This is a genomic window from Silvanigrella aquatica (genome assembly GCF_001907975.1).
GTDB classification, from domain to species: Bacteria; Bdellovibrionota_B; Oligoflexia; order Silvanigrellales; family Silvanigrellaceae; genus Silvanigrella; species Silvanigrella aquatica.
The window spans coordinates 103,659-126,352 of sequence record NZ_CP017834.1; the positions used below are offsets into that span (position 1 = coordinate 103,659).

The following is a 22,694-nucleotide window of genomic DNA, read 5'->3' on the forward strand; positions in this document are numbered from 1 at the left end:
AAGACTGCCTGTTTCTAGGTATTTAGGTCAAGGAGTTGGTTAAAAATGTTTATACTTCGCATGCCAAAAAATTTATCTCAAAATATGCCCGAAGTGAGTCCGACCCCTAAAAGGGAAGAACTTTCTTCAGGAAATCATATTCCTTGGAAGCCCTCAACGGAGACGGCTTTGGCTCCTGCGCTTTTGGATATAGACTGGCTTACAGCACAGCCTTTATTGCCATTTTTAGCCCAAGTAGCGCCCGCCCATCTGCTTTATCGAAGCATTATGTCTCATGGCATGGAAGACTCCATAGAGGTGATTGAATGGGTTCGCGGAGAGCAACTGCAGAAAATATTTGATTTTGACATTTGGGAGCATTCATTTGAACTGCAAACAAATGATATTTCAACAAATAAATTTCTTTCTTGGCTGCGTATTTGGATGGAAATAGGTGCTGACTTTGCCGTTCATCGCATGATTGAATTGGAAGAAGAAACCATCGTCTTAATTTTTTCAAAATTATTTGAAATTATTCCTGAGGGAGTATCTCAAGTCACTGAAGATATGACAGAAAACTGGTGGAAAACAGCAGATAATAAATTTTATTTAAGAATGCGCGATGAAAATGAAGAAGCCTTTGAGCTTTTAAAGCCCTTTGTCGATGCTCTTTATCAAAATAATGTCCGCATTGCAGCCTCTGTTTTTGCGCATGCCGCTATGCTCGTGCGTCAAGAGTCTCTCGATTTTGGTGTGCGCTGGAAAGCAGCGCGTTTAGCAGATCAGGGCTTTGTCTCTAGAGAAGATGCCTTAAAAATACTGGCTCCGAAAAAAATTGAGTCCTTAGTTAAATCCATAAAGGAAGCAAAGGAATTAGAGGAGAAACGGAGAGAAGCATATGAAAAATATCCTTCTAAGCAAACCGCTGCTATTTCTCAAAGTGATACAAATAATCCCGATTTATTTGATAATATCGTGCATTTTTTAAGCTCTTTAGAACCAGAAGAAGGTGTGCGCTATATGCAGCTTGCTTTAGGTAGTGAGAAATTAAAGCAAATTACAGGTTCGCAAAATATTGATCCTTCTTATTTTTATGAAGATGAAGACTTTATTTCTGAGTCTGCAGAAAATATTATTCAACTCTGCAATAATTTATTAATGCGTACTGAATTAGTAAACACAAGAAAAATAAATAAACAAAATCTTCTTATTGAGCAAGCATTTTGCGAACTGGCTCAAACAAATTTAACAGAAGCAGTTTACTTAAAAGACCGGGTGGCCAGATTATCTAATGTCTTTGTTTCAGGAATAATGAATTCGATTGATAATGATTCTTTAGCGCGTTCCCTTTCTGTGGTTCGTGGTATATTAAATATAGGATTGGAAATTTGTTTATTAAGTCCTCATGAATACGGCTTGAATTTAGAAGCAAAAGTTGATGAAGTTGAGCAAGCTGTTTTATGTATTCAGCAACTAGGACCAGAATATTTATTTCAACTAGGATGGAACATTTTAATTTCTTTACAGCTGGACTTAGCAAAAGAGATTGTAAAACTTGATTTAAATCATCCTAATTATAAAAACAAATTAAAGTCGATGCGCAAAATAAACTTGAGCGATGCTTCTTCTTTAACGATCTCTTTGGATAAACTTGTTGAAAATCAAAGATATCCTGATATGAGTGCCTGGCTCAGTTCCGTGGAATCGGAGCTTCCTACGGCATTATTCTTGGTACTTGAATCATTGTTTGGTAGGGTTCCCATGTGTTCAGAGCTTCTTTTCGATGAAAAAATAAGTGGAGCGATGAAAGTTACGACAACTTTTAAACCTTTTGAGACTCTTAATGAAATAGAGAAAGCAAAAGCTTTTATTCATAATTTTCATTATAACTTATTGGTAGAGTAAATTAATATATGCAAAAATTGACATACATTTCTATTGAAAAAGTAGATCCTATTTGGACACAAGATGAACTTTTGAATATTCAAAAGATTTTACTTAAAAAGCATATGGTTTATCTTGATAATGAAACATTTGAAATTGAAGCAGGCGTAACACAAACGCAAATTCAAATTCGTGTTTCTTTATTAAGAAATGATAAAAGCTTATATTATCCTATTGAATGTGTTTTTGTAAAAGAAACAACAGAAAAAATAAAAGAGTCTGAAATTGCCGTAACAATCATGGATTATCTTGATTTATATTGGTCTAGTTATTTCTTAGAAGAAAGAAATATATTTATTCCTCTCGATTGGAGTAAACACGAATTTGAGGGCATTTCTTTTTATATAAGAGGATTTGTTCGAAATCTTCAATTAGAGGCTTCAGCCGATGATTTTTTACAAAAACATGGACATGGTGAATACGATATTCAATCTATTTCTTCAGAGACTTAGCACATGAAAAAAAGAGTTTTAGTAGCCATGTCAGGTGGTGTCGATAGTTCCGTTGCTGCGGCTCTGCTCGTGGAACAGGGCTATGAAGTCATAGGTGTGACAATGCAATTATGGGATTATTCACAAAATGAATCCAGTTGCGATCCCAATAGTAAGTTTGACACTTGTTGTAGCCTTGATGATGTTGCCGATGCTAGGCTTGTTGCACATAAATTAGGAATTCCATTTTACGTCTTTGATTACCAAGACGATTTTAAAGAAAATGTGGTCGATTATTTTACCGATGAATATTTAAAAGGGCGTACGCCAAATCCTTGTGTTGCATGTAATACATTTTTAAAATTTGATCATCTTCTCGATCGTGCGCAAAGACTTGGTTGTGATTTTGTTGCTACGGGGCACTACGCTCAAATTCATTTTAATGAAATTTACGGGCATTATAAATTGTTAAAAGGCAATGATTCACAAAAAGATCAAAGTTACTTTTTATACTCACTTACTCAAGAACGCCTTGAAAAAGTTTTATTTCCGGTGGGTAATTTATCAAAACCAGAGGTGCGTGTTATCGCAGAAAAGTATGGTTTGGTGAATGCGGCAAAAAAAGAAAGTATGGAAATCTGTTTTATTCCAAATAACGATTATGCAAAATTCATTTCTAATCGTGTTCAAGACTCCGATCTTATTAAAGGAGACATTCGACATGAAGAAGGACAATTGCTAGGAGTGCATGATGGTATTCATCAGTTTACTGTTGGGCAAAGGAAAGGATTAAAAGTTTCTTTTGCAAATCCCTTATATGTAACTCGTATTGATTCTGAAACAGGGACAGTGTTCGCTGGTGAAGAAAAGTATCTGTATCGCTCTGGATTTTCCTTTAAAAAGTTTCATATGGTGCGAGATTTTGGAAACGACATCGATTTTGAAGTTAAAATTCGCTACCGCTCCGCTCCATGTCAAGCAACTTTAGAAAAAAATGGGGATTTTGTATCTTTAAGGTTTAAAACGCCTCAAAAATCTGTAACACCAGGACAAATAGCCGTTTTATATTGTGATAATGAAGTTGTCGGGGGTGGATTTATTGATAAGGTCTTCCTCTAATGTTGGAAAAACGACTCACACTTTTGAGAACTCAATTTCGAGATTTAAACTTTGCTAAATTAAGTCGCGTATTTCCGCAAATTGAAGCAAATATTGATAAACTTGGTGAAATTCAAGAACATAGATATCTCGATAAAAAATTAGCAGCTATTTCTTTAGTCCATCGTTCTTCATTAGTTTATTGGCCTACAGATAAATCAGGTATTTATTCTAATGAAAGACTCGAGTTTTTAGGTGACGCATTTTTAAGTTTCTTCATCGCCTCAGAGGCTATGATTGAGCATAAAACATTGCAAGAAGGTGATTTATCCCGTTTACGCGCTGCTTTGGTGGGTACCGAAAATTTAGCTTTAAAAAGTAGGGATTTGGGTATAGGAGACTGTTTGCTTGTAGGTAAAGCAGAAATGAATTCAAATCCTCAAAGACGCGACAACGTGTTGGCCGATGCTTTTGAGGCTGTTACCGCAGCTTTGCTTCTTGACGCCGGCGAAGAAAAAGCACATATGTGGCTGCTCAAAGTTTTTTCAGATGATCTGAAAACGGGTCAAGATATACTTTTAAAATTTGATTCGAAAAGTAAGCTTCAGCAGTGGACGCAAGGAATTATTGGAGTTCCCCCTGTTTACAGGACAATTGGGACTGAAGGCACTCCGCAGGAAACATTTTTTATTGTTGCCGCTTTTATAGGAAATACGGAAATTGGCAGAGCTTCTGCCGCCAGCAAACGAGAAGCTAGTAAAAAAGTAGCTGAACTCATAGTAGAAAAAATAGAATCAGGAAAGTTAACAAAAGATATGATAATTAGTTTTTTTGGAAGGGAAAAATGATAAAAAAATGCGGATATGTGGCTCTACTCGGTAGGCCAAATGCAGGTAAAAGTACCTTTCTAAATGCCGTATTAGGCACAAAGCTGGCTGTTGTCAGCAATAAACCACAAACAACTCGAAATAAAATATTAGGCGTCTTTACGGAAGCGGATAGCCAAGCTCTTTTATTGGACACTCCTGGGATACATAAAACTCAGGGATTGCCAAAAATGAACCAAGTTATGAATAAAGTTGCTTGGAGTGTGCTGAGTGATGCTGATTTAGTTTGTTATTTAATTGATGTCACTCAAGGCTGGTCAAATGAGGATGCTCTTTGGCTAGAATCGATTTTAAAAAAGTTCGAGAATAAGCTTCTCCTCCTTGCAACTAAGACAGATAAGGTTAAGATAGAGGAAGTAGAGCAAGGAAGGCTAAATATATTAAATCGATTCCAAGACCTTTTTGAAGGAATTAAGGCGTCGGGTGAGTTAAAATGTCAACTTATTGGAGATCAGCCCCAGCTTATTTCCTCTAAAAGGCCTGAAGAAATCACTTCAATAAGACAATTTATTTTATCCCAAATGCCTCAAGGTGAGTGGCTGTATGGTGAAGATGATCTCACTGACAGACCACAACGCTTTGTTTGTGCGGAAATTATCCGTGAACAAATATTCCGTCAGCTTGGTCAGGAATTGCCATACAAAATAGCTGTTGTTATTGATTTATTTGAGCATAAAAATAATGTAACAAATATTTCGGCAACGGTTATTGTCGATCGTGATTCCCAAAAAGGAATTGTTATCGGAAAACGAGGTTCTCGCTTAAAAAGCATTGGGACTGAGGCAAGAATTTCACTCGAAAAACATCTTGATAAAAAAGTGTTTTTAGAGCTTTTTGTTAAAGTAAAGCCCGGATGGACCGAAAATATAAATATGCTTTCAGAATTTGCTGATTTGCAAGAACCTAGTGATTCAAAATAATTATTTTTCAATAATGTTCACTAGCATAATAGGCAAGTTTTTCCTTGCAAGTTACGTTTGAGATACTTGTTTTGTGGAATTTATTATGGGATTATAATAGAAGTGAGACACTCTCTCCTTCTTTACGTCCAAGTTTCTATTTAATTGCATAGGATTTTTTATATTGAGAATCTGCCTGTAAAACTAATTTATTAAATATTGTTTATTATTGTTACTTTATATTGGAGTATCGTCGTGATTTATTTTCACTCTCGTAGGTCTATTTCTTTGTCACTTTTTGAAGAGTCTTCTAAAAATGCGACTGCGGAAGGCACGCCTGTGAAACGAGGAAGGGGGCGTCCCCCAAAATTAAAAGCTGTTGTGTCCGAAATTTCAGATAAAAATGAATTTATTCCAGCGTCTGTTTCCTCTGAAATAGAATCTCATCATGACCCTATTAAAGAAGTGGAGAATGTTGTGTCATTAACCTCTGTAGATGAAGAAGCAATCGTAGATGAAAATGAAAGCAATTCTGAATTAAATTGGGATTCTGCTCCCGAACAAGCATTCGAAACAGAAGAACAAACTCAACAATTTGCTGAAAATTATGAAGAAGAATATGTTGAAGAAGAGGAACATCACTCTTCTGAAGTGAGAGATTTTTCACAAAATAATGTGGCCTTAAGCTTTTCTTGGTCACTTATGAATCAACTACGGCAGATGTCTAAGATGGAAGGTATTGCCGTTGAAGATTTATTAGTTGAACTTGTTGCCGAAGGTGTTGCGAAACGTGTGTTTGAAGATCAAATGCGCCCTGCTCCAAGTCACTTGATGACCAGAACAGGTTATGTGCATTCTGATGGTACACAAGCTGCTCCGCAACCCCACTTAAGTCATCATATGATGAACAACAATAGGCAACAACCCAATAATCTTCAAAATAGAAATAGATTTGGATTTCAACAAAGAAATAATACGACACAGCATCCACAGCAGATGATGAATCGTAACTCTGTGAACAATAGAAATTATCAACAACATAATAGCAATAATCCAAGACAAACAAATAATAATAATAATCAAAATGGATTTCGAAACCAATATAATAATAACGTGAATAATAATAACAATAATAACAATAATAATAATACGCAGCAGCAACGTTTTAATTCACGGCCTAATTATCAAAACTCACAAAGGTTTTATGAAGATCAATCTTCAAATTCACAGCAAACGGGTAATAATTACAGACAACAACGAGATACCAATAAACGTTAAATAATATGTCAAAGAAAATAGCTATTACTGGTGGCATTGGATCTGGGAAATCATCTCTCGCCAAAATTCTTGCTCAAAAGGGTTACTGTGTTTGGGATGCAGATGTTTTTTCTAGAGAAGTTTTATTTTTCCCAGAAGTTCAAGCTAGAATAAAAGCAATTTTTGGGAACTCAGTATTTATTGGCGATGGTCAATTAAATCGTGAATTAGTAAGGTCTCAAATTTTTGCAAATGCGAAATTAAAAAAATCGCTTGAAAAAATTATTCATCCGGCAATTCACGATCTTTTTAATTCAAAATATAGAGAACTGCTTAAAGTAGCGTCTACAGCTTGGGTTTTTTATGAAGCTTCTTTAATACTTGAAAAAGGAAGAAAATCTTTTTTTGATTTTTGTGTTGTCGTTGTTGCAGATGAGAATGTGAAACTCAGGCGCTTAAGTGAAAAGAGAAATTTGCCAGAAGCCGAAGCGAGAAAAATTATGGCTACGCAAATGTCTGACAGTGAAAAAATTTCCCATGCGGATTATGTTATTGATAATTCAGCTTCTCTTGATTTACTTGAAAAAAGTGCAGAAAAATTGATTCTTTATTTAAGTGAAAAATTTTCTTCCCCATAAAACATTGACACATACAATATGTAACTGTGACTTCAATATTGTCATGCATTTTTGTATCCTTTTTATAAGAATTTAATTTTTTTAAAAGGATTTTTAAAAATGTTTGAAGTTTCTTGTGCCGCCTGCCAAGCTTCATTTGAATATAGCCCTGATGATTATATTCATTTATGTCCCTTTTGCTCTGCAGGTTTTATAATAGATCCTGACGAAGGAGCAAAAGATTTAATTGGCGATCACTATATAATTCCTTCTAATATTCAAAAACAAAATGTTGATGAAATTTTTGAAGAATGGATAACAAAACGCTATCACAATCCCTCAAGTATAAAAAGTGAGTTTACTATTTTAGGGTCATATGGAGTGATGTTACCTTATTGGGTTGTTTCTGTTGAAGCTCACACCTTTTGGAGTGGCCACAGTGCGAAGAAAAATTTATATCCAGGCCGTGTGAGAGATTTAGCTTCGGGCTTTTTAAAGGAAGAAGGACGCTTCAGTAGACGCTATCGATGGGCTATTTTGGCAAGAAAATCACCAAAAGAGCATTGGGGAATGGAAAGACTGCACCATCCGCGTGAAACGGTCATGGTAGATTGGGAGGGCTTCCCTCTAGACGAAACAATGGGTGCTCCTGATGAAGGGGTAAAGCCCATTTACGAGTCAAAACTTCCTTTTAAATATGAACAAGCAACTGATATCGCAGTGGCAAGTATACAAACAAAAGAATCTTCGGCTGTTTCTAGAGCAAAAGATCAAATAAACGAATACCATAGACGTATGACGAAAACAAAAGTGGGTACCTTGTATGAGCATCGTACGGAGATAGAGGTTGTTGGATTGCATGTGGTGCACATCCCTTTCTGGTATATTCGCTATTCCTTTGCGCCTAAAAGCATGTTTAAATTTTTTACGACGGCAAGAGAACGGCGTCTTTTAGTACAAGGTTATACAAAAGCAGTTCTTGATGCCGAATTACCACTAAACTCATCAGATAAAGTGATGACAAATATGTTTATTGCAGGAACATTAGGATTTATTTGTTTAACTTTATCTGTATTTGTTAATTCTTTATTTTATATTTTATTTGTTATTTTTATGTTGGTTGTGATTTTATCTACTTGGAAAATTATTTCACGTGAAAAAGTGGATACGGACAACATTAAAGGGAATGAAAATCAAGAACCAGCAGGTGGTTGATATTTTTATATATTTATTCTTTAATATCATACATAAAAGAAATATTTGAATAATTTTCTTTAAAATGATTCATATGAATAGAACCGTTTATTCGTGCTAATGAAGTGCCCGTTTCGGCGTTAACCATAAGTCCAATTTCACCATGAAGCCAGTCTAAAATCATAGATGAACCTGTGCCAATTAAGTTTTCAGTTCTTTCAAAAACATTTTTTTGGAGAGGAACGGGAAGTGACATTAAAAAAGAAATATATGGATTTTGTGGGCTCCATTTTCTTTTAGTTCCATTTATTTTAAATCGTGCCGTAACATGAATTTTATTTTCTATTTGTGTGTACATTGCTTTTTCTACAGTGATTGAAGCAATATCTTCAGCTGGTGACATTTGGCTAATAATAGGAAAATAGTTTCCAGATTGGATTTTTATATTATCTTTAGAAGGGAGTTGATGAATTACTGTATTATAATTCCCTTCAAGTAATTTTTGCTCTTGTTCAACTTTAATAGCTTGTTCAAGAGTTGCAATTTTACGATTTGTTTCCAGCATAAATAATTTTAACTGTTTACTTAGACATTCGAATCGATCCTTTTTTAATAAGCTATCGCAATTTTCAATTTGACCATATGCGTTTAAAAAAATGATCGAAGAAAAAATAATCAGCATAAGATATTTCATAAGAGATCTCCTAAAAGGGTCTTATTTGACAGGTTTTAAGATTATCGAAAGAGTATTTATTTTTACAAAAAATTATTCAAGTTTTTAAGATAACCAATAATTTATTATTTTATTTTAATATAATTGGTTAAATACATTTATTGTTTTTTTAATTCTGTTTGTAATTAAATTGTAATTTATTTTTAATAATTATTAAATCATTTATTTAATATACAAAATATTTGCTTAATATGAGCTATTAAAAAGTCAGCTATAATTCAAAGGGAATTCTAATGAAATCAAATCTTATTACGAAATTCATTCCTTTCATGCTCTTGATAACAGTGTATAGCCAATCATCCTCTGCAAATGAACACCGAATTGGATTATCGCTCGGAGGAATAGCATGGGGTAATGGGTTGCTTAGCCTAAGTTACGATCAATCCGGTTTGTTTACTCAAAAAAATTGGTCACTAGGTGCTGAATTAGGAACTCTTTGGCATGGTTTTGTCATAGCTCCGCGAGCTCTATATTGGCAAAATAAAAATATGTCTGGTTTTTATGGGGGACCGAAAGCTTTAGTGGGTTTTGCTAGCAGCAGAAACTATCATTATTACTGCTATAACTGTGAAAATCGCAACCACACCTTTGTCGGATTGGGTGGAGAAGGGGGATGGTTGTATCGCTTTAAAACAGAGCCCAAAGGGCTCGATTTAGGTGGTGGCATCGATGTCGTAGCTACAAACTACCATATTTGGGCTTCTTTAAAATTTACCGTGGGTTACTTAATTCCATAAGAATATTTTCTAATTGATCTTTGCTTTCAAAAAAAATCCTAATTTCTCCATTGCCCATTTCATGGAATGAAACGCGGCAGTGCACTTTGAGCCTTTTTTTTAATTTTTGTTCGGCGTTAAGTGCTTCATTTAAATTATAAATAGGGTTTATGTTTTTTTCTAAGAGATGCACCTTTTTTTTATTCATAATCTGTTTATTGGTTCTTTTTAAGTTTGGCTTTGTTCCTGCTCCTTGTTCAATCAGTCTTTCAACTTCTAAAATTAATTTTTTAAATCCTTCTTTTTCACATTGTCTTCGCTTTGCAGCAAAGGTATCAATGAGTATCTTTCTTGTAAAAATATCGGGGTAAGTCTTAATCTTAGTTTGAATGTCACGGGGAATGCGCGCAAGCCATATGGCTCTACTTATGGTTTGAGGATTTTGCCCGCTTTCTTTTGCAATGTCTTTGACAGAATTGCCCGAAATCCAGGCTTTTCTCCACTCTTCTCCTATTTCGAAAAATTTAATTCCTGATTGCTTTTTTGTCATGCTTCTCTCCTCTAAAGTCATCTTATATTCATCTTTTTTGACTTTCAAGTTTCAAATTATCTTTAATTTACAAGGATTTTTAAATACAATGGGATTATAGTATGAGTTTTACGTTCCTTTTTTTACGGGAAAATTTAAATTTTAAAACAATTTGCTATATTTTAGTGCGGGGTGAATTTTAGCCGATTTATTTAAAGTAACAAAAATTAAAATTCATTATTCCAATTTGTTTCTTTAATTTTATTTAGAATTATTGAAACACTGTCTAAACATACAAAAGTAACAGAATTAATTTCGTCATTTATATTAAATAATATTCACATTATCAATTACTTTCATCTTAAGATTGAGTCGTTTAGATTTAAAAAAATTAAATCGAGATCTTGAATTATAATTAAAATTGTATTAATAATTTTTTTATTTAAATAAATGTTTTCCTAATTTTTATCAAAGGAAAAAACTTTATGGTTCCATTATTAACTTCTAAATTAAACCCTGTGCTAGGGACATTTCAGCTCTGGGGAATTGCTGTGGGCTTAGTTATTTCTGGAGAATATTTTGGTTGGAGTTATGGTTGGGGTAGTGCAGGTACATTAGGGTTTTTAATTACGACATTAATAATTTCAGTTATGTACTTTACCTTCATTTTTAGTTTTACGGAGCTAACGACAGCCATACCCCATGCCGGAGGGCCTTTGGCTTATGCAAAAAGAGCTTTTGGGACTTATGGGGGATTTATTGCTGGTTTTGCTACTCTTGTTGAGTTTTTATTTGCACCACCGGCAATCGCGTTAGCAATTGGTTCTTATTTAAGTGTTCAATTTCCAGAATTCAATGTGAAGTGGATAGCCACATTTTGTTACTTTATATTTATGGCATTAAATATTTTAGGGGTTAGTATTGCAGCAACGTTTGAATTGTGTGTTACATTATTAGCTATTTTTGAATTATTTATTTTTATGGGAGTTGTTTCGCCTAGTTTTTCATTATCTAATTTCATGCGAAATGGTTGGGCAGGGCAAGATCATTTTAGCTTATCTGCTTTGGGAGGAATTTTTGCGGCCATTCCCTTTGCCATTTGGTTTTTTCTTGCCATTGAAGGAGCTGCTATGGCGGCAGAAGAAGTTAAAAATCCAAAGAGAACAATTCCCATTGCTTATATTTCAGGAATTTTCACATTAATTATTCTTGCCCTTGGCGTTATGATTTTTGCAGGAAGTGTGGGCGATTGGAGGACTCTATCAAATATAAATGATCCCCTTCCCAAAGCTATGCAAATTGTTGTGGGAAATCAAAGTGGTTGGTTGCATATGTTGGTCTGGCTCGGATTATTTGGTCTTATTGCTTCTTTTCATGGAATTATTATGGGATATTCTAGGCAAATATTCGCTTTAGCAAGAGAAGGTTTTTTACCTTCTTTTTTAGCAAAAATTCATCCTACATTTAAAACTCCTTATTTGGCTATTTTATCGGGAGGGATATTTGGAATAGCTGTTATTTTTAGTGATGAATTTATTGTTATTAGTGGGCAAGCGCTAAGCGCAAATATTGTTGTTATGTCGGTTTTTGGTGCCATTGTTATGTATATTATTTCTATGCTTTCTTTATTTCAATTGAGAAAAAAAGAACCTCACTTACAAAGGCCTTATCAAACACCCTTTTATCCTTATTTTCCTATTATCGCACTTATTTTATCTTTTATAAGTTTATGTTCACTTATTTACTTTCACTTATTGCTAAGCCTTATTTTTTTAGGGTTATTTGTTTTATGTGGAATATGTGTCATTGTATTAAGTACAATACAAAAAAACAAAAAAAATAAGGTTGAAATAGCTATTTAATATTTTCTATTTAGAATTACTTTTATGATGATCTATTATTTTATTATAAATTTCAAGTGATTCTTTTTTACTTAAAGCGCTTTTTTGAGCTAAAATAAATATGAAAAGACTCGTTATAGCAATAATAATAAATTCCATTTGCATACTTATAATTGCTTTACCTCCGCCATAAGTACCTAAATAGGAAATAACACCTGAAATGATGAGATATAAAATCAACCAAATAAAAGATTTAAAATGTAATTTTTCATGATTTGTTTTTTTATTTCTCAAATGAGAGAATGAAAAAATAATAATTCCAATTAAAGCAGCGAACTCAAGTTTCCATACGGTGCACCAACCAGTCCATTGCAGCATGAGATTGCATATATAGAAGGCAATAAAAGAAATCACATTTGCGTAAGGCAGTTTAAAAGGTCTTTCTAAATGAGAAAGATGATTTCTAAAAATAGGTAAACAAAGAGGACCGCTCGCTAAGGTTAAAATGATAGCAGCAGATAAAAAAGCAATCATGGATTGCCACCCCGAAAATGGTAAAAATAGCAGCATGCCAACGACAAAGTTTGTAAAAATAGCAATCCAAGGAATAGAAAAGCGGTTTACCTTAGAAATGATTTTAGGTGCATCACCCTGTAAACTTATGGAGTATAAAATGCGTGAGGAAGATGCTATAAATCCAACAGCAGTACCAAGTGGAGAAATTATGGCATCAAAATATAAAACTTTGACCATAAATGTGAATCCCAGAGCTATAAAAATTCCCGCAAGAGGCCCCGCATCTCCCGAAAAACTAATTTGATCCCAGCCATTTTTAATAGCAGAAGGTTCTATGGCAAGAATAAATCCAAGTTGTAATATAGTATACAGCACCATACATGCAAAAAGAGAGCCGAATAAGGCAAATGGGATTGATTTTTGTGGATTTTTTGCTTCTCCTGCTAAGAAAATAGCGGTTTGAAATCCAAAAAAGGAAAAACTTACTCCACCAGATGCAATTGATGAAAGAATTCCAGAAAATCCAAAGGGAGCAAAACCAGAGTCGGTTAAATTCGTGGGATGAATTTGAGTTGTTAAGAGAAGATAAGCAGCTCCAATAGGGATAATGAGTTTCCAAATGACTACAAATTTATTGGATTCCGCCATAATCTTAACGCCAATCATATTGATAATAGAAAGTACTGCCATAAGTGCTGTGGCAAGTAAGAGGCCTTTTCCTGTGAGAGTTTCTGTGTTGCCCACCTTTTCAGAGATGTTGGGGATATAGGTTGAAGCATATTGAAATATGGCAAGAACCTCGATGGGAGCAACGACAACAGTCCACAGCCATGTGATCCAAGAGAAAATGGAACCTGTCATTTTTCCATGACTTATATGTGTATAAGCTGTAGAACCTCCACTTAAAGGTAACATCGTGGACAATTCTGCTAGAGTCAGGGCAATGATCGCGACGCACAATCCTCCTATTATCCATGCAAAAATTCCTGCAGGACCTGCTAGTTTTGCGGTATAAAAAGAGCCAAATAGCCATCCCGATCCGACTATGGAGCCAATGGATAAAAAGAGAAGACTGGTTTTGGAAATGTTGCGTTTCAATTGCATATTCTCACTTGCCTTTTGAAATGTTTGTAGAGTGTTTAGTCCTTTTTAGGTTAAGACTAAAACGACTTTGAAAGGCTTGTATGCAATAAAATACTTGGCCTGTCATCCAAATCGTTCGTTTTTTTGAATAATGTTATTTAAGTAAGGAATATATATGCTAAAATCCAAGAGCGCAAAAATTACAGCATCGTATAATGGAGAGCGATTTGATATTGCGGCAGCTGCACTTTTCGAAGATTTAAGTCGTAAGAAAATCAAAGCCATAATTGACGCTGGTGGAGCATATATTAACAAAAAAAGAATAGTTGTTGCTAAGACATTGGTGAAAATTGGTGATAAAATAGAAGTATTTTGGGAAGAAAAGAGCGAAAACTCGGAATCTCAAATTGCTAAAAGTGCCTTTCATTTAAAAAATACAATTGGTACTTTTATAGATGATAAAACACTTATTTTTGAAAATAATGATTTTTTTGTTGTCAATAAACCTGCAGGCATATCTTCCCAGGCAACTCTTTCTTCTAGCAAAGATACTATTTTACATGCTCTCTCTGTTTATGACTCAAAAACATTTGATTTGAAAAAAATGTTTTTAGTACATCGCTTAGATAAAGACACTTCTGGTTTAATGATTATTGCTAAAAATAAAGAAACTCAAAATAAATTTGAAGAAATTTTTAGAGATAAAAAAATAAATAAATCTTATGATGCGCTTTGTTTTAACATACCCAAAAATTTAGAAGGTGAAATTAAATTTTCTATTGCAAAAGATAATTCAAGAAAAAATAGCTATTTTGCTATAACAAATCCAAATTCAAAAATGAAAGATGCGAAATCGGCAGAAACAAATTTTGTAGTTCAAAAAATATATAAAAGTAGTAATATTTCTTTCATTAGATGTAATCCAAAAACAGGAAGAACTCATCAAATTAGAGTTCATTTATCTGCAATAGGTTGCCCTTTATTAGGAGACAAAACCTATTCACAAAACATTTATGGACATAAATATGCACAAATTGCGCTAAGACATATGCTTCATGCTATTAACTTGAGTTTTGAATTTAATGGTGAAAATTTTGATTTTACAGCTCCATTACCAGAAGATTTTGAACGTATAATAAAAATTTTAGAATCTACTCAATAATTTTATATCTGATATTTTGTCGCTTCAACTTGAAAATACTCATAGATAGTTTTATTAAAATGTATCTTGTTTATTTGTTTATTGGAAAGGGCAACCTTACAAAAACATCATCTTGGTTCATGAAGGGGAGGATTCCATAATGGCTTATAAGCTCATCACTGTCCCACAAGGCGGTTCTCATATTAAAGCAGATGCAAACGGAAAAGTTGAAGTTCCTGATAATCCGATAATTCCTTATATTGAGGGCGATGGAACGGGACCCGATATTTGGAAAGCATCTCAAATGGTTTTTGATGCTGCTGTTCAAAAAGCTTATGGTGGTAAAAAGAAAATCCATTGGATGGAAGTTCCTGCCGGAGAAAAATCATTTAATTCCAATGGAAATTGGCTTCCTGATGAAACAATTGATGCTATAAAAGAATATCGTGTTGCTATAAAAGGCCCTTTAACCACTCCTGTCGGTGGCGGTATTCGAAGTTTAAATGTAGCTCTTCGTCAAATTCTCGATCTCTACCAATGCGTGCGTCCTGTGCGTTGGTACACCAATGTGCCTTCTCCTGTTAAAGAACCACAAAAAGTAAATATGTGTATTTTCCGTGAGAATACCGAAGATATTTATGCTGGTATTGAATTTAAAGCAGGTTCTGACGAGCAAAAAAAATTACGCGAATTTTTAGCAAATACTTTAGGTAAAAAAGTGCGTGAAGATTCTGGTTTAGGTATTAAACCTATCAGTGAATTTGGTTCAAAACGCCTTGTTCGTGCTGCTATTAATTATGCAATTAAAAATAAATGCAAAAGTGTTACCATTGTGCATAAAGGTAACATTATGAAATTTACAGAAGGTGCATTTCGCGATTGGGGCTATGAAGTTGCTAAAACAGAATTCCGAAATGAATGTGTCACTTGGGAAGAGTGCAATGGCAATGTTCCTGCGGGTAAAATTTTAATTAAAGATGCTATTGCGGACAATATGTTCCAACAAGCTTTATTGCGTCCTGATGAGTATGAAGTTCTTGCGTGTACAAACTTAAATGGCGATTATTTATCTGATGCTCTTGCTGCACAAGTGGGCGGTCTAGGCATCGCTCCTGGAGCAAATATTGGTGATGGCTATGCCCTTTTTGAAGCAACTCATGGAACAGCTCCAAAATATGCAGGTCAAGATAAAGTCAATCCAGGTTCCGTTATATTAAGCGGAAATATGATGTTTGAATATCTCGGTTGGAATGAAGTTGTTACATTAATAGAAAAAGCATTTGAAAAAACTTTGGCACAAAAAGTTGTGACTTATGACTTCGCTCGTCAACTTCCTGGTGCAAAAGAAGTAAAGTGTTCCGAATTTGCAAAGGCAATTATTTCAAATATGTAATTTTTATGAAGCTTGGAGTGTTTTGAAGCTTTTAAGCAAAACAAAAATTTTATATAATAAATACTCTCGCCTGCTTCCGTGGGCGAGTTTAATTTGGGGAATTGGTTCTAGTTTTTTGTTGACTCGAGATTATTCCAAAGCAACACGATTGGGAATATTTACCTGCGCTTTTTTTATTCTTATTATATTAATGTCAACTTGGTATAGTTACATCAATAGCATATCTTCTCAAAATCGATTAAATAAATTGCATTTAGGTTTGCATAAGAAAAAAGAATTATTTGAGTTTATTGGCCTTACAGCAACGCAATACTTCATTCAATATATTTTTATGTTCTGTATCCCTTTTCTATATTTTAAAGAAGAATGGATATGGCTCTTTTTTTTAGTATTTTTTGTTGGAATGACTTTATGGGATCCCTTTTGGGTTCGATTATTTAAAATCCAATTTTTTAGACTGCTTTTACGCTTAATAGCTTCTTGTTTGGTTTTTGGATTTTTATATGCGGTATTATTTCCTACTTATTTAGATTTCTATTATGTCTTTTTTTCAATAATTTGTTTTATTGCTATTTTCCCTTGGAATTCTTTTGTCATAAATAGAAAGATTAAAGTTTCTGAAATGAGTGCTTCCTTTATATTAACGCTGATTATTGCGTGTCATCCTTTTATTCCCTCCGATTATCAATTTCCTGTTATTTCAATATGGATTGAAAACAGTAAGTTTTCATTTAATAAACCAGGAAAGGAAACTTTTAAAATCATAAAAGGAAACATAATTTCAAGAAATGAATTGATGCTCAATTTATCAAACGGAAAAAAACTTTGTGCTATTACTCCTGTTGTTGCTCCATTAGGCGTTTTTTCTGTAGTTTATCAAGAATGGTACGTTGACAATAAATTCCTTGAAAGTATTGTTCTACCTAAAATATCTGGTTCAGAAATTCTAGAAAAATATAATACCTTCTCATGTAAAAAATATTTTATGAAATTAGAAAATGCTAAAAAGTTAACAATAAAAACATATTTAAAAAATGGTATTTATGTAGGAACTCAGTCTCTCATCATCTCAGATTGAGCTTCTTCTAATGCTTTCATGTCATTCTCGCTTAAAGAATATCCAATGCTATTTAGCATCTCGGCATACAAGGAAAAATCATGAATTTCTTGTGCGAATTCTTCTTTAAGTTCTTCATCTGTCAAATGTTTTTCCTCTAAAAAACATTGCAAGCCTTCTTGAGTACAAAGCGCTGCTAATAATAAAGGCAAATGTCCCAATGTACTTCGGCCTAACAATTTTCGTTCGAAATCTCTAAGATTGTCTTGAATATGTGAGCCATTCATGATGACGGCCTCAATGCTACGGTGACCTAATTTTTGTTCACATAGTTTAGGTGAGTCAATACTATTATAAAATTCACAAATTAAAGGGCGCATGCCATATATCCCACAGTGTCCTGCAAATTGCGATGTGTTTTCTTTTACAAAAAAGGGACAAGGTAACAGCTGGGCGAGGAATTTTTTTTGATCGCGATCTAAAAAAGGCAGCCGACCCTTACTTTGCACAAAATTAAAATACTTCTCAACATAGTGAAACAATTTTTTAGCAAGTTCTTCTAGAGGTGTACCTTCTGCCAGAACTCTGTTTAATAAGACAAACGCTTCACCAGCAGTGACAGGGACTAAAGGAAAGTGACAACAGGCACCACAGCCTTTTGTGCAGCCTAATTTTTCCGAAGTCTGTGAAGCCAAAAATTCTGCTGTTTTTTGAGATGCAGCATGCTCATGAGTTTCATACTTTGTCATGACAAAAGGAATCAAATGCTGAATTGCTGTTGAATACTCCATATCCACCTCCACGAAGACTGCTTAGCACATCTCGCCTTTAACTTGGTTTAGTACAAGAGTTCAAGACATTTTATTATGGCGAATTTAATTTAAATTTTTAAACAGGGCTCAAATGATTTTAGGTCAGATTTTTTTTAATTTGTTTTGAAAACATAATTTCACGTATTAAATATTTATATAGATTACCAAAAATATTAAAATTAATTATTTTTGTTGTATTGACAAAAATTAACACATATTTTAGATATGTGAGATGTGAAATTCATTTCACGCATAATATTTTAAAAATTTTATTAAAATTAATTATTAAAAGCAATTGTATATGGGGGCATGTATGGCTCAATTTTTACGTTATTTTAAATTTATTTTAGTACTCCAATTGCTAATAAATTTTAAGGCTTATTCCACTGTAAACATAATTTCTTGGTGGGATTATTTAGATAAAGAGACATTATCTAAAGTCGAAAAGCAATGCAATACCACTATTTCGAATGACGAGTACTACTCCAGTGAAGAGCTTTTAAGAAGAATAAAAAATCATAAATATTCCATTGTGATATTTCCAGGTGATGTCTACAATTTAATTTCGGAAAATATCATAAAAAATGGGATAGATATGTCAGATGTGGTTGAAAAATATGATCCTAAAATATTGAAAATTTTTAATGAAATAAAGTTAAATAGAAATGTAGGTATGTTTGCCTTAACAACGACGGGATTTTTATATAATCCCAAGCAAATTGAAATTGAAAAGACAGATTTTGTAGAGGAAGTTTTTAAAAAAGCTAAAAATAAAAAAATTGTTTTGATTGATAATTATTTAGAGTCATTATACCTAATATCAAGAAATAATAAAATATTAAACTCTGAAGAAGGTATTCAGAAGTTTAGCAACTTAATTGAAGGAACTCATCATATCATTTCTAATGATTATACTAAAATTATAAAGCAAAACGATTTTGCCTTTGCTTATTCCTGGGCAGGAACTGCCATTGAAATGATTGCAAAAAATCTTGATTTAAAGTATATATTATTACCCGAGGTATCATATATTGCTGCGGATTTTATTGCCGCAAATAATAATAACCAACAAACCAAATGTGTGCTAAAAAATATTGCTTCGCGAAATGTGCTCGACCCCATATTAGCAAGAACATTTTATTTTTCTCCATATGGCTTGCCGAGTAAAATAGAAAATAAAATATTTGCAAGAGAGTATGAAAATTTTATTTATAATAATCATAAATTAAACTGGTTGCCCTTCCCATCAAAAGCAGATTATGACAAACAACTTAATTTATGGCAAAAGATTAAAATATCAATGAATAATAAAATTGATTGATATGTTATTCTATTTTTCGGAATTCGTATGAAAAAAATAATAATTTTGTTATGTTTTTTTTTAAGATTTATGCATTTGCATCTGTGAACATCATTTCGTGGTGGGGTTATATAGATTATGAATTAATTTCACAATTATCTTTAGAATGTAAATCTAAAATATCATATGATGAATATTATTCTATAAAAGACTTTTTGCGACGTTATAAAAAACATAATTATTCTATTATTATTTTTCCAGCACAAATTTATAATTTAATTTCACAAGAGATTAATGACAAAGGTATCAACTTGAATGACATTAGAAATGAGTATCATCCTGAAATACTAAACTTGTTCAATAGACAAGTTTATACAAAAAATGTAGCCATTTATTCATTGGGAATTACAGGCTTTATTTATAACCCATTGCATATTCATATTGATAGAAATGATGAAGTTAAAAATATATTTCAAAATGCAAAGGATAAAAAAATTGCGGTTATTGATGATCCTATTGAATCCCTTCATCTTATATCTCAATCTACTGAAAATGGAAACGACTTTGAAGTAGAAAAAAATTTTAACAACTTAATAAAAGGAACAAAATATTTAATTACAAATGACACAATAAAAATAGTGAAAGACAAAAATTTTGCCTTTGCCTACTCCTGGGTTGGCACATCACTAAAAAGAATGTCTGAAAATCCTCATTTAAAATTTACTTCAATTCCAAAATTGTCATATATATCAGCCGATTTTATTGCAACATTGGACAAAAATAAAGATACCGAATGTGTGGCAAAAAAACTTGCCAGTAAAGAATTTTTAGATCCCGTTTTAACAAGAACATTTTATTTTTCTCCTTATGGTATTCCGGAAAAAATCCAAGATAAGAAATATTTATCAGAATATGAAGATTTTATTGATAATCATCATTTATTAAAATGGCTACCTGTACTTAAAAAGGAGGATTATCAAAAGAAAATAAATTTATGGGAAAAAATAAAAATTGATATGAGCAATAAAATTTAACTGGAGGAAAAATGCAAATAAAATCAAATAGAAAAGTATCACTAACAGTATTTGTGTCATCGTTTTTAATACAAAACGCTTATGCAAATGTAAGCATCGCTTCTTGGTGGGGTTATATTGACAAAGCTACAATCGAGAAATTAGAGAAAAAATGCCATACAAAAATCACACTTGATGAGTATTATACCAATGATGAGTTTATAAATAATTATCAGAAAAAGGATTACGCGGTCGCTATTTTTTCCGGATCTGTATACAAATATATTATTGAGGATGTTGAAAAAAAAGGAATTTCCTTTGAGAAAATTACTAAAAACTATGATAAAGCGGTATTACATGAATATGAAAACAGAAATTATTCAAAAAAGGCCGCTCTATTTTCATTTACCTTAAGTGGATTTTTGTACGATAAAAACAAGCTGAAAATAAATGAAAATGACAGTGTTCAGAAAATATTTCAAACAGCAAAAAATAAAAAAGTGATATTTCTTGATGAATCTATGGAGTCCTTAAAAACGCTTTCCACAATTAAAAATATTTCAAGTGCGACTGAGGGTGCTTTGACCTTTCATGCACTTGTAAAAGGCTCACATACTGTTATTACCAATGACATAGAAAAATATGTGAATGATGCTGATTTCGGACTAGCCTACGCTTGGGTCGGTGAAGCCTATAAATTGATAAATAAAAATAATTCATTGGAATTTAAACCTGTACCTGCAATTTCTAATGTGTCTTTGGATTTCATTGGGACATTAAATAAAAATGAAGATACAGCCTGTGTAGCAGAAGCATTAGCAAGTAAAGAAACTCTGGATTCGTTATTGGCTCGTGATTATTATTTTTCTCCCTTTGGAACCATGGAGCCACAAACAGACATTTTATTTAAAAAAGAGTCAGTGCGTTTTTATGAAAATTTAGGCATTTCAAAATGGATGCCTCATCCTAGTAAAGGTGAATATCAAGAAAAAAGTGCATTATGGAAAGATATTAAATTAGAGTTAAAAAATTAAAATAATTATTTAAGGTTAAAAATATTATTATAAAAATTATAAAAATAAATATAAAATTATTATGAAAATAACTTACCAATAATTTAAGTATTACTTAATAGAGATGTCCAATAAAAAATTTGAAATATTGACAAAAATTTATTGATTTTATATGGTTGAATTAAATCATATAAATTTTATTTTATGGTTTAACACAAATTGAGGGATTTTATGAAAATAAAAATGTTATTGCTATTTATACCAAACTTACTTTTTTTTACAAATGCTTATTCTTCTGTGAACATGATAGCGTGGTGGGAATTTATAGATAAGCAGACAATTTCAAACTTAGAAAAAAAATGCAACACGCAAGTTTCTATGGACGAATATTACTCTGCAGATGATTTCCTGCGCCGTACAAAAAAACAGCATTATTCTGTTCTCATATTTCCTGCGGAGGTTTATAATATGGTAGCAGATGAAATTTCGTCCCAGGGTTTAAATTTTGAAGATGTGACTAAAAATTATCATCCTAATGTGCTAGCACTTTTTAAACAGCAAAATTTATCAAAAAATATTGGTATTTTTTCTATGGGCATAACTGGTTTTTTGTACGATCCTAGCCAAATTCAAATTTCTGAAGATGAAAATATTCCTTCAATATTTAGTAAAGCAAAAAATAAGAAAATTTCATTACTTGACGATCCTATGGAATCTTTGCATTTGGTGAATAAGGATAAATCTTCGTCAAATGTAAGTAAAGACTTTGCGGAATTTAAAAATTTAATTAAAGATAAATATTATATTATTACCAATGATGTCGACAAAATTACAAAAGAAGAAAAATTTGCCTTCGCATATATGTGGATTGGTGATGCTGTTCGCTCTGTCAATAAACATCCTCATTTAAAATTTGTTTCCATTCCGAGTCCGGCCTATATTTCTGCCGATTTTATTGCCACATTAGATAAAAGCAAAGAAACCGAATGTGTAGCTAAAAATTTAGCGAGTCAGGAATTTTTAAATCCTATTTTAAATAGATCCCATTATTTTTCACCTTTCGGGTCAACAGAGTCCTTTAAAAATAAGGAATTTAGTGCAGCATATGTGAACTTTATTGATAATCATAAAAAATTTATTTGGTTAAAGGCGCCAAATAAAGAAGAGTATAAAAATTATATCAAACTTTGGGAAAGCGCCAAAATTGAAATGAATAATAAGCTATAATTTTGGTGCATAAT

General features: G+C 32.7%; 21 protein-coding genes. 17 read left to right on the forward strand and 4 right to left on the reverse strand.

The window, feature by feature from the left end:
- Window positions 1–45: 45 nt before the first annotated feature.
- The 8 genes from AXG55_RS00430 to AXG55_RS00465 all read left to right on the forward strand — a co-directional run bounded on the left by AXG55_RS00430 (window position 46) and on the right by AXG55_RS00465 (window position 8,327).
- The gene (locus tag AXG55_RS00430) at window positions 46–1,884 is read left to right on the forward strand and encodes a DUF6178 family protein (protein ID WP_148696184.1); all 1,839 of its coding nucleotides are present in this window, start codon (window positions 46–48) and stop codon (window positions 1,882–1,884) included.
- Between the two features lie 8 nt (window positions 1,885–1,892).
- Window positions 1,893–2,375, forward strand: coding sequence for a hypothetical protein (locus AXG55_RS00435; RefSeq protein WP_148696185.1), 483 nt, complete (start codon window positions 1,893–1,895; stop codon window positions 2,373–2,375).
- Between the two features lie 3 nt (window positions 2,376–2,378).
- Window positions 2,379–3,473, forward strand: coding sequence for a tRNA 2-thiouridine(34) synthase MnmA (mnmA, locus tag AXG55_RS00440; RefSeq protein WP_148696186.1), 1,095 nt, complete (start codon window positions 2,379–2,381; stop codon window positions 3,471–3,473).
- Window positions 3,473–4,300, forward strand: a complete 828-nt coding sequence (locus AXG55_RS00445; protein WP_148696187.1) for a ribonuclease III family protein — start codon at window positions 3,473–3,475, stop codon at window positions 4,298–4,300. Before mnmA ends, AXG55_RS00445 begins: the two co-directional genes overlap by 1 nt.
- Window positions 4,297–5,259, forward strand: coding sequence for a GTPase Era (gene era, locus AXG55_RS00450; protein WP_148696188.1), 963 nt, complete (start codon window positions 4,297–4,299; stop codon window positions 5,257–5,259). Before AXG55_RS00445 ends, era begins: the two co-directional genes overlap by 4 nt.
- Before the next feature lie 234 nt (window positions 5,260–5,493).
- Entirely contained in the window at window positions 5,494–6,516 is a 1,023-nt protein-coding gene (locus tag AXG55_RS00455; RefSeq protein WP_148696189.1) for a hypothetical protein, read from the forward strand.
- Window positions 6,517–6,521: 5 nt separating this feature from the next.
- Window positions 6,522–7,133, forward strand: coding sequence for a dephospho-CoA kinase (coaE, locus tag AXG55_RS00460; protein ID WP_148696190.1), 612 nt, complete (start codon window positions 6,522–6,524; stop codon window positions 7,131–7,133).
- 99 nt (window positions 7,134–7,232) lie between these two features.
- The gene (locus AXG55_RS00465; RefSeq protein WP_148696191.1) at window positions 7,233–8,327 is read left to right on the forward strand and encodes a hypothetical protein; all 1,095 of its coding nucleotides are present in this window, start codon (window positions 7,233–7,235) and stop codon (window positions 8,325–8,327) included.
- A gap of 13 nt (window positions 8,328–8,340) precedes the next feature.
- On the opposite strand, the gene AXG55_RS00470 is transcribed toward AXG55_RS00465, so the two are convergent.
- Window positions 8,341–9,000 carry a hypothetical protein gene (locus AXG55_RS00470; RefSeq protein WP_148696192.1) on the reverse strand — a complete coding sequence of 220 codons (660 nt, stop codon included), beginning with the start codon at window positions 8,998–9,000 and terminating at the stop codon, window positions 8,341–8,343.
- Window positions 9,001–9,272: 272 nt separating this feature from the next.
- Between AXG55_RS00470 and AXG55_RS00475 the strand changes: the two genes are divergently transcribed.
- Window positions 9,273–9,776 (forward strand): hypothetical protein, encoded by a 504-nt coding sequence (locus tag AXG55_RS00475; RefSeq protein WP_148696193.1) that lies wholly within the window; start codon window positions 9,273–9,275, stop codon window positions 9,774–9,776.
- Here AXG55_RS00475 and AXG55_RS00480 read toward each other — a convergent pair.
- The gene (locus AXG55_RS00480; protein ID WP_148696194.1) at window positions 9,751–10,305 is read right to left on the reverse strand and encodes a hypothetical protein; all 555 of its coding nucleotides are present in this window, start codon (window positions 10,303–10,305) and stop codon (window positions 9,751–9,753) included. The two genes, AXG55_RS00475 and AXG55_RS00480, sit on opposite strands and share 26 nt — an antisense overlap.
- Before the next feature lie 464 nt (window positions 10,306–10,769).
- Here AXG55_RS00480 and eat point away from each other — a divergent pair, with 464 nt between their 5' ends.
- Window positions 10,770–12,146, forward strand: a complete 1,377-nt coding sequence (eat, locus tag AXG55_RS00485; protein WP_148696195.1) for an ethanolamine permease — start codon at window positions 10,770–10,772, stop codon at window positions 12,144–12,146.
- 6 nt (window positions 12,147–12,152) lie between these two features.
- On the opposite strand, the gene AXG55_RS00490 is transcribed toward eat, so the two are convergent.
- Window positions 12,153–13,745, reverse strand: a complete 1,593-nt coding sequence (locus tag AXG55_RS00490; RefSeq protein ID WP_148696196.1) for an APC family permease — start codon at window positions 13,743–13,745, stop codon at window positions 12,153–12,155.
- A 154-nt stretch (window positions 13,746–13,899) separates the two neighbouring features.
- On the opposite strand from AXG55_RS00490, the gene AXG55_RS00495 reads away from it, so the two are divergent.
- The 3 genes from AXG55_RS00495 to AXG55_RS00505 all read left to right on the forward strand — a co-directional run bounded on the left by AXG55_RS00495 (window position 13,900) and on the right by AXG55_RS00505 (window position 17,336).
- Window positions 13,900–14,886 carry an RluA family pseudouridine synthase gene (locus tag AXG55_RS00495; RefSeq protein ID WP_148696197.1) on the forward strand — a complete coding sequence of 329 codons (987 nt, stop codon included), beginning with the start codon at window positions 13,900–13,902 and terminating at the stop codon, window positions 14,884–14,886.
- A 139-nt stretch (window positions 14,887–15,025) separates the two neighbouring features.
- Window positions 15,026–16,258 carry an isocitrate dehydrogenase (NADP(+)) gene (icd, locus tag AXG55_RS00500; protein WP_148696198.1) on the forward strand — a complete coding sequence of 411 codons (1,233 nt, stop codon included), beginning with the start codon at window positions 15,026–15,028 and terminating at the stop codon, window positions 16,256–16,258.
- A 22-nt stretch (window positions 16,259–16,280) separates the two neighbouring features.
- Window positions 16,281–17,336, forward strand: coding sequence for a hypothetical protein (locus AXG55_RS00505; protein ID WP_148696199.1), 1,056 nt, complete (start codon window positions 16,281–16,283; stop codon window positions 17,334–17,336).
- On the opposite strand, the gene AXG55_RS00510 is transcribed toward AXG55_RS00505, so the two are convergent.
- On the reverse strand, window positions 17,312–18,106 hold the full coding sequence (locus AXG55_RS00510; protein ID WP_148696200.1) for a YkgJ family cysteine cluster protein: 795 nt from the start codon (window positions 18,104–18,106) through the stop codon (window positions 17,312–17,314). The two genes, AXG55_RS00505 and AXG55_RS00510, sit on opposite strands and share 25 nt — an antisense overlap.
- Window positions 18,107–18,440: 334 nt before the next feature.
- Between AXG55_RS00510 and AXG55_RS00515 the strand changes: the two genes are divergently transcribed.
- From AXG55_RS00515 to AXG55_RS00530, 4 genes are all read left to right on the forward strand, one after another.
- Window positions 18,441–19,448 carry a type 2 periplasmic-binding domain-containing protein gene (locus AXG55_RS00515; protein WP_148696201.1) on the forward strand — a complete coding sequence of 336 codons (1,008 nt, stop codon included), beginning with the start codon at window positions 18,441–18,443 and terminating at the stop codon, window positions 19,446–19,448.
- A gap of 50 nt (window positions 19,449–19,498) precedes the next feature.
- Window positions 19,499–20,461: a type 2 periplasmic-binding domain-containing protein gene (locus AXG55_RS00520; protein WP_148696202.1), complete on the forward strand. Its 963-nt coding sequence runs from the start codon at window positions 19,499–19,501 to the stop codon at window positions 20,459–20,461.
- Window positions 20,462–20,472: 11 nt separating this feature from the next.
- Complete coding sequence (locus AXG55_RS00525; protein WP_148696203.1) at window positions 20,473–21,474, forward strand: type 2 periplasmic-binding domain-containing protein; 1,002 nt, start codon at window positions 20,473–20,475, stop codon at window positions 21,472–21,474.
- A gap of 210 nt (window positions 21,475–21,684) precedes the next feature.
- Window positions 21,685–22,680 carry a type 2 periplasmic-binding domain-containing protein gene (locus tag AXG55_RS00530; RefSeq protein ID WP_148696204.1) on the forward strand — a complete coding sequence of 332 codons (996 nt, stop codon included), beginning with the start codon at window positions 21,685–21,687 and terminating at the stop codon, window positions 22,678–22,680.
- Window positions 22,681–22,694 lie beyond the last annotated feature (14 nt).

Excerpts from the sequence above, each read along its gene's own strand:
- AXG55_RS00430 (WP_148696184.1), top strand. The coding sequence starts at position 46 with ATGTTTATACTTCGCATGCCAAAAAATTTATCTCAAAATATGCCCGAA.
- AXG55_RS00435 (WP_148696185.1), top strand. The coding sequence starts at position 1,893 with ATGCAAAAATTGACATACATTTCTATTGAAAAAGTAGATCCTATTTGG.
- mnmA (WP_148696186.1), top strand. The coding sequence starts at position 2,379 with ATGAAAAAAAGAGTTTTAGTAGCCATGTCAGGTGGTGTCGATAGTTCC.
- AXG55_RS00445 (WP_148696187.1), top strand. The coding sequence starts at position 3,473 with ATGTTGGAAAAACGACTCACACTTTTGAGAACTCAATTTCGAGATTTA.
- era (WP_148696188.1), top strand. The coding sequence starts at position 4,297 with ATGATAAAAAAATGCGGATATGTGGCTCTACTCGGTAGGCCAAATGCA.
- coaE (WP_148696190.1), top strand. The coding sequence starts at position 6,522 with ATGTCAAAGAAAATAGCTATTACTGGTGGCATTGGATCTGGGAAATCA.
- AXG55_RS00465 (WP_148696191.1), top strand. The coding sequence starts at position 7,233 with ATGTTTGAAGTTTCTTGTGCCGCCTGCCAAGCTTCATTTGAATATAGC.
- AXG55_RS00470 (WP_148696192.1), bottom strand. The coding sequence starts at position 9,000 with ATGAAATATCTTATGCTGATTATTTTTTCTTCGATCATTTTTTTAAAC.
- AXG55_RS00475 (WP_148696193.1), top strand. The coding sequence starts at position 9,273 with ATGAAATCAAATCTTATTACGAAATTCATTCCTTTCATGCTCTTGATA.
- AXG55_RS00480 (WP_148696194.1), bottom strand. The coding sequence starts at position 10,305 with ATGACAAAAAAGCAATCAGGAATTAAATTTTTCGAAATAGGAGAAGAG.
- eat (WP_148696195.1), top strand. The coding sequence starts at position 10,770 with ATGGTTCCATTATTAACTTCTAAATTAAACCCTGTGCTAGGGACATTT.
- AXG55_RS00490 (WP_148696196.1), bottom strand. The coding sequence starts at position 13,745 with ATGCAATTGAAACGCAACATTTCCAAAACCAGTCTTCTCTTTTTATCC.
- AXG55_RS00495 (WP_148696197.1), top strand. The coding sequence starts at position 13,900 with ATGCTAAAATCCAAGAGCGCAAAAATTACAGCATCGTATAATGGAGAG.
- icd (WP_148696198.1), top strand. The coding sequence starts at position 15,026 with ATGGCTTATAAGCTCATCACTGTCCCACAAGGCGGTTCTCATATTAAA.
- AXG55_RS00510 (WP_148696200.1), bottom strand. The coding sequence starts at position 18,106 with ATGGAGTATTCAACAGCAATTCAGCATTTGATTCCTTTTGTCATGACA.
- AXG55_RS00515 (WP_148696201.1), top strand. The coding sequence starts at position 18,441 with ATGGCTCAATTTTTACGTTATTTTAAATTTATTTTAGTACTCCAATTG.
- AXG55_RS00520 (WP_148696202.1), top strand. The coding sequence starts at position 19,499 with ATGTTTTTTTTTAAGATTTATGCATTTGCATCTGTGAACATCATTTCG.
- AXG55_RS00525 (WP_148696203.1), top strand. The coding sequence starts at position 20,473 with ATGCAAATAAAATCAAATAGAAAAGTATCACTAACAGTATTTGTGTCA.
- AXG55_RS00530 (WP_148696204.1), top strand. The coding sequence starts at position 21,685 with ATGAAAATAAAAATGTTATTGCTATTTATACCAAACTTACTTTTTTTT.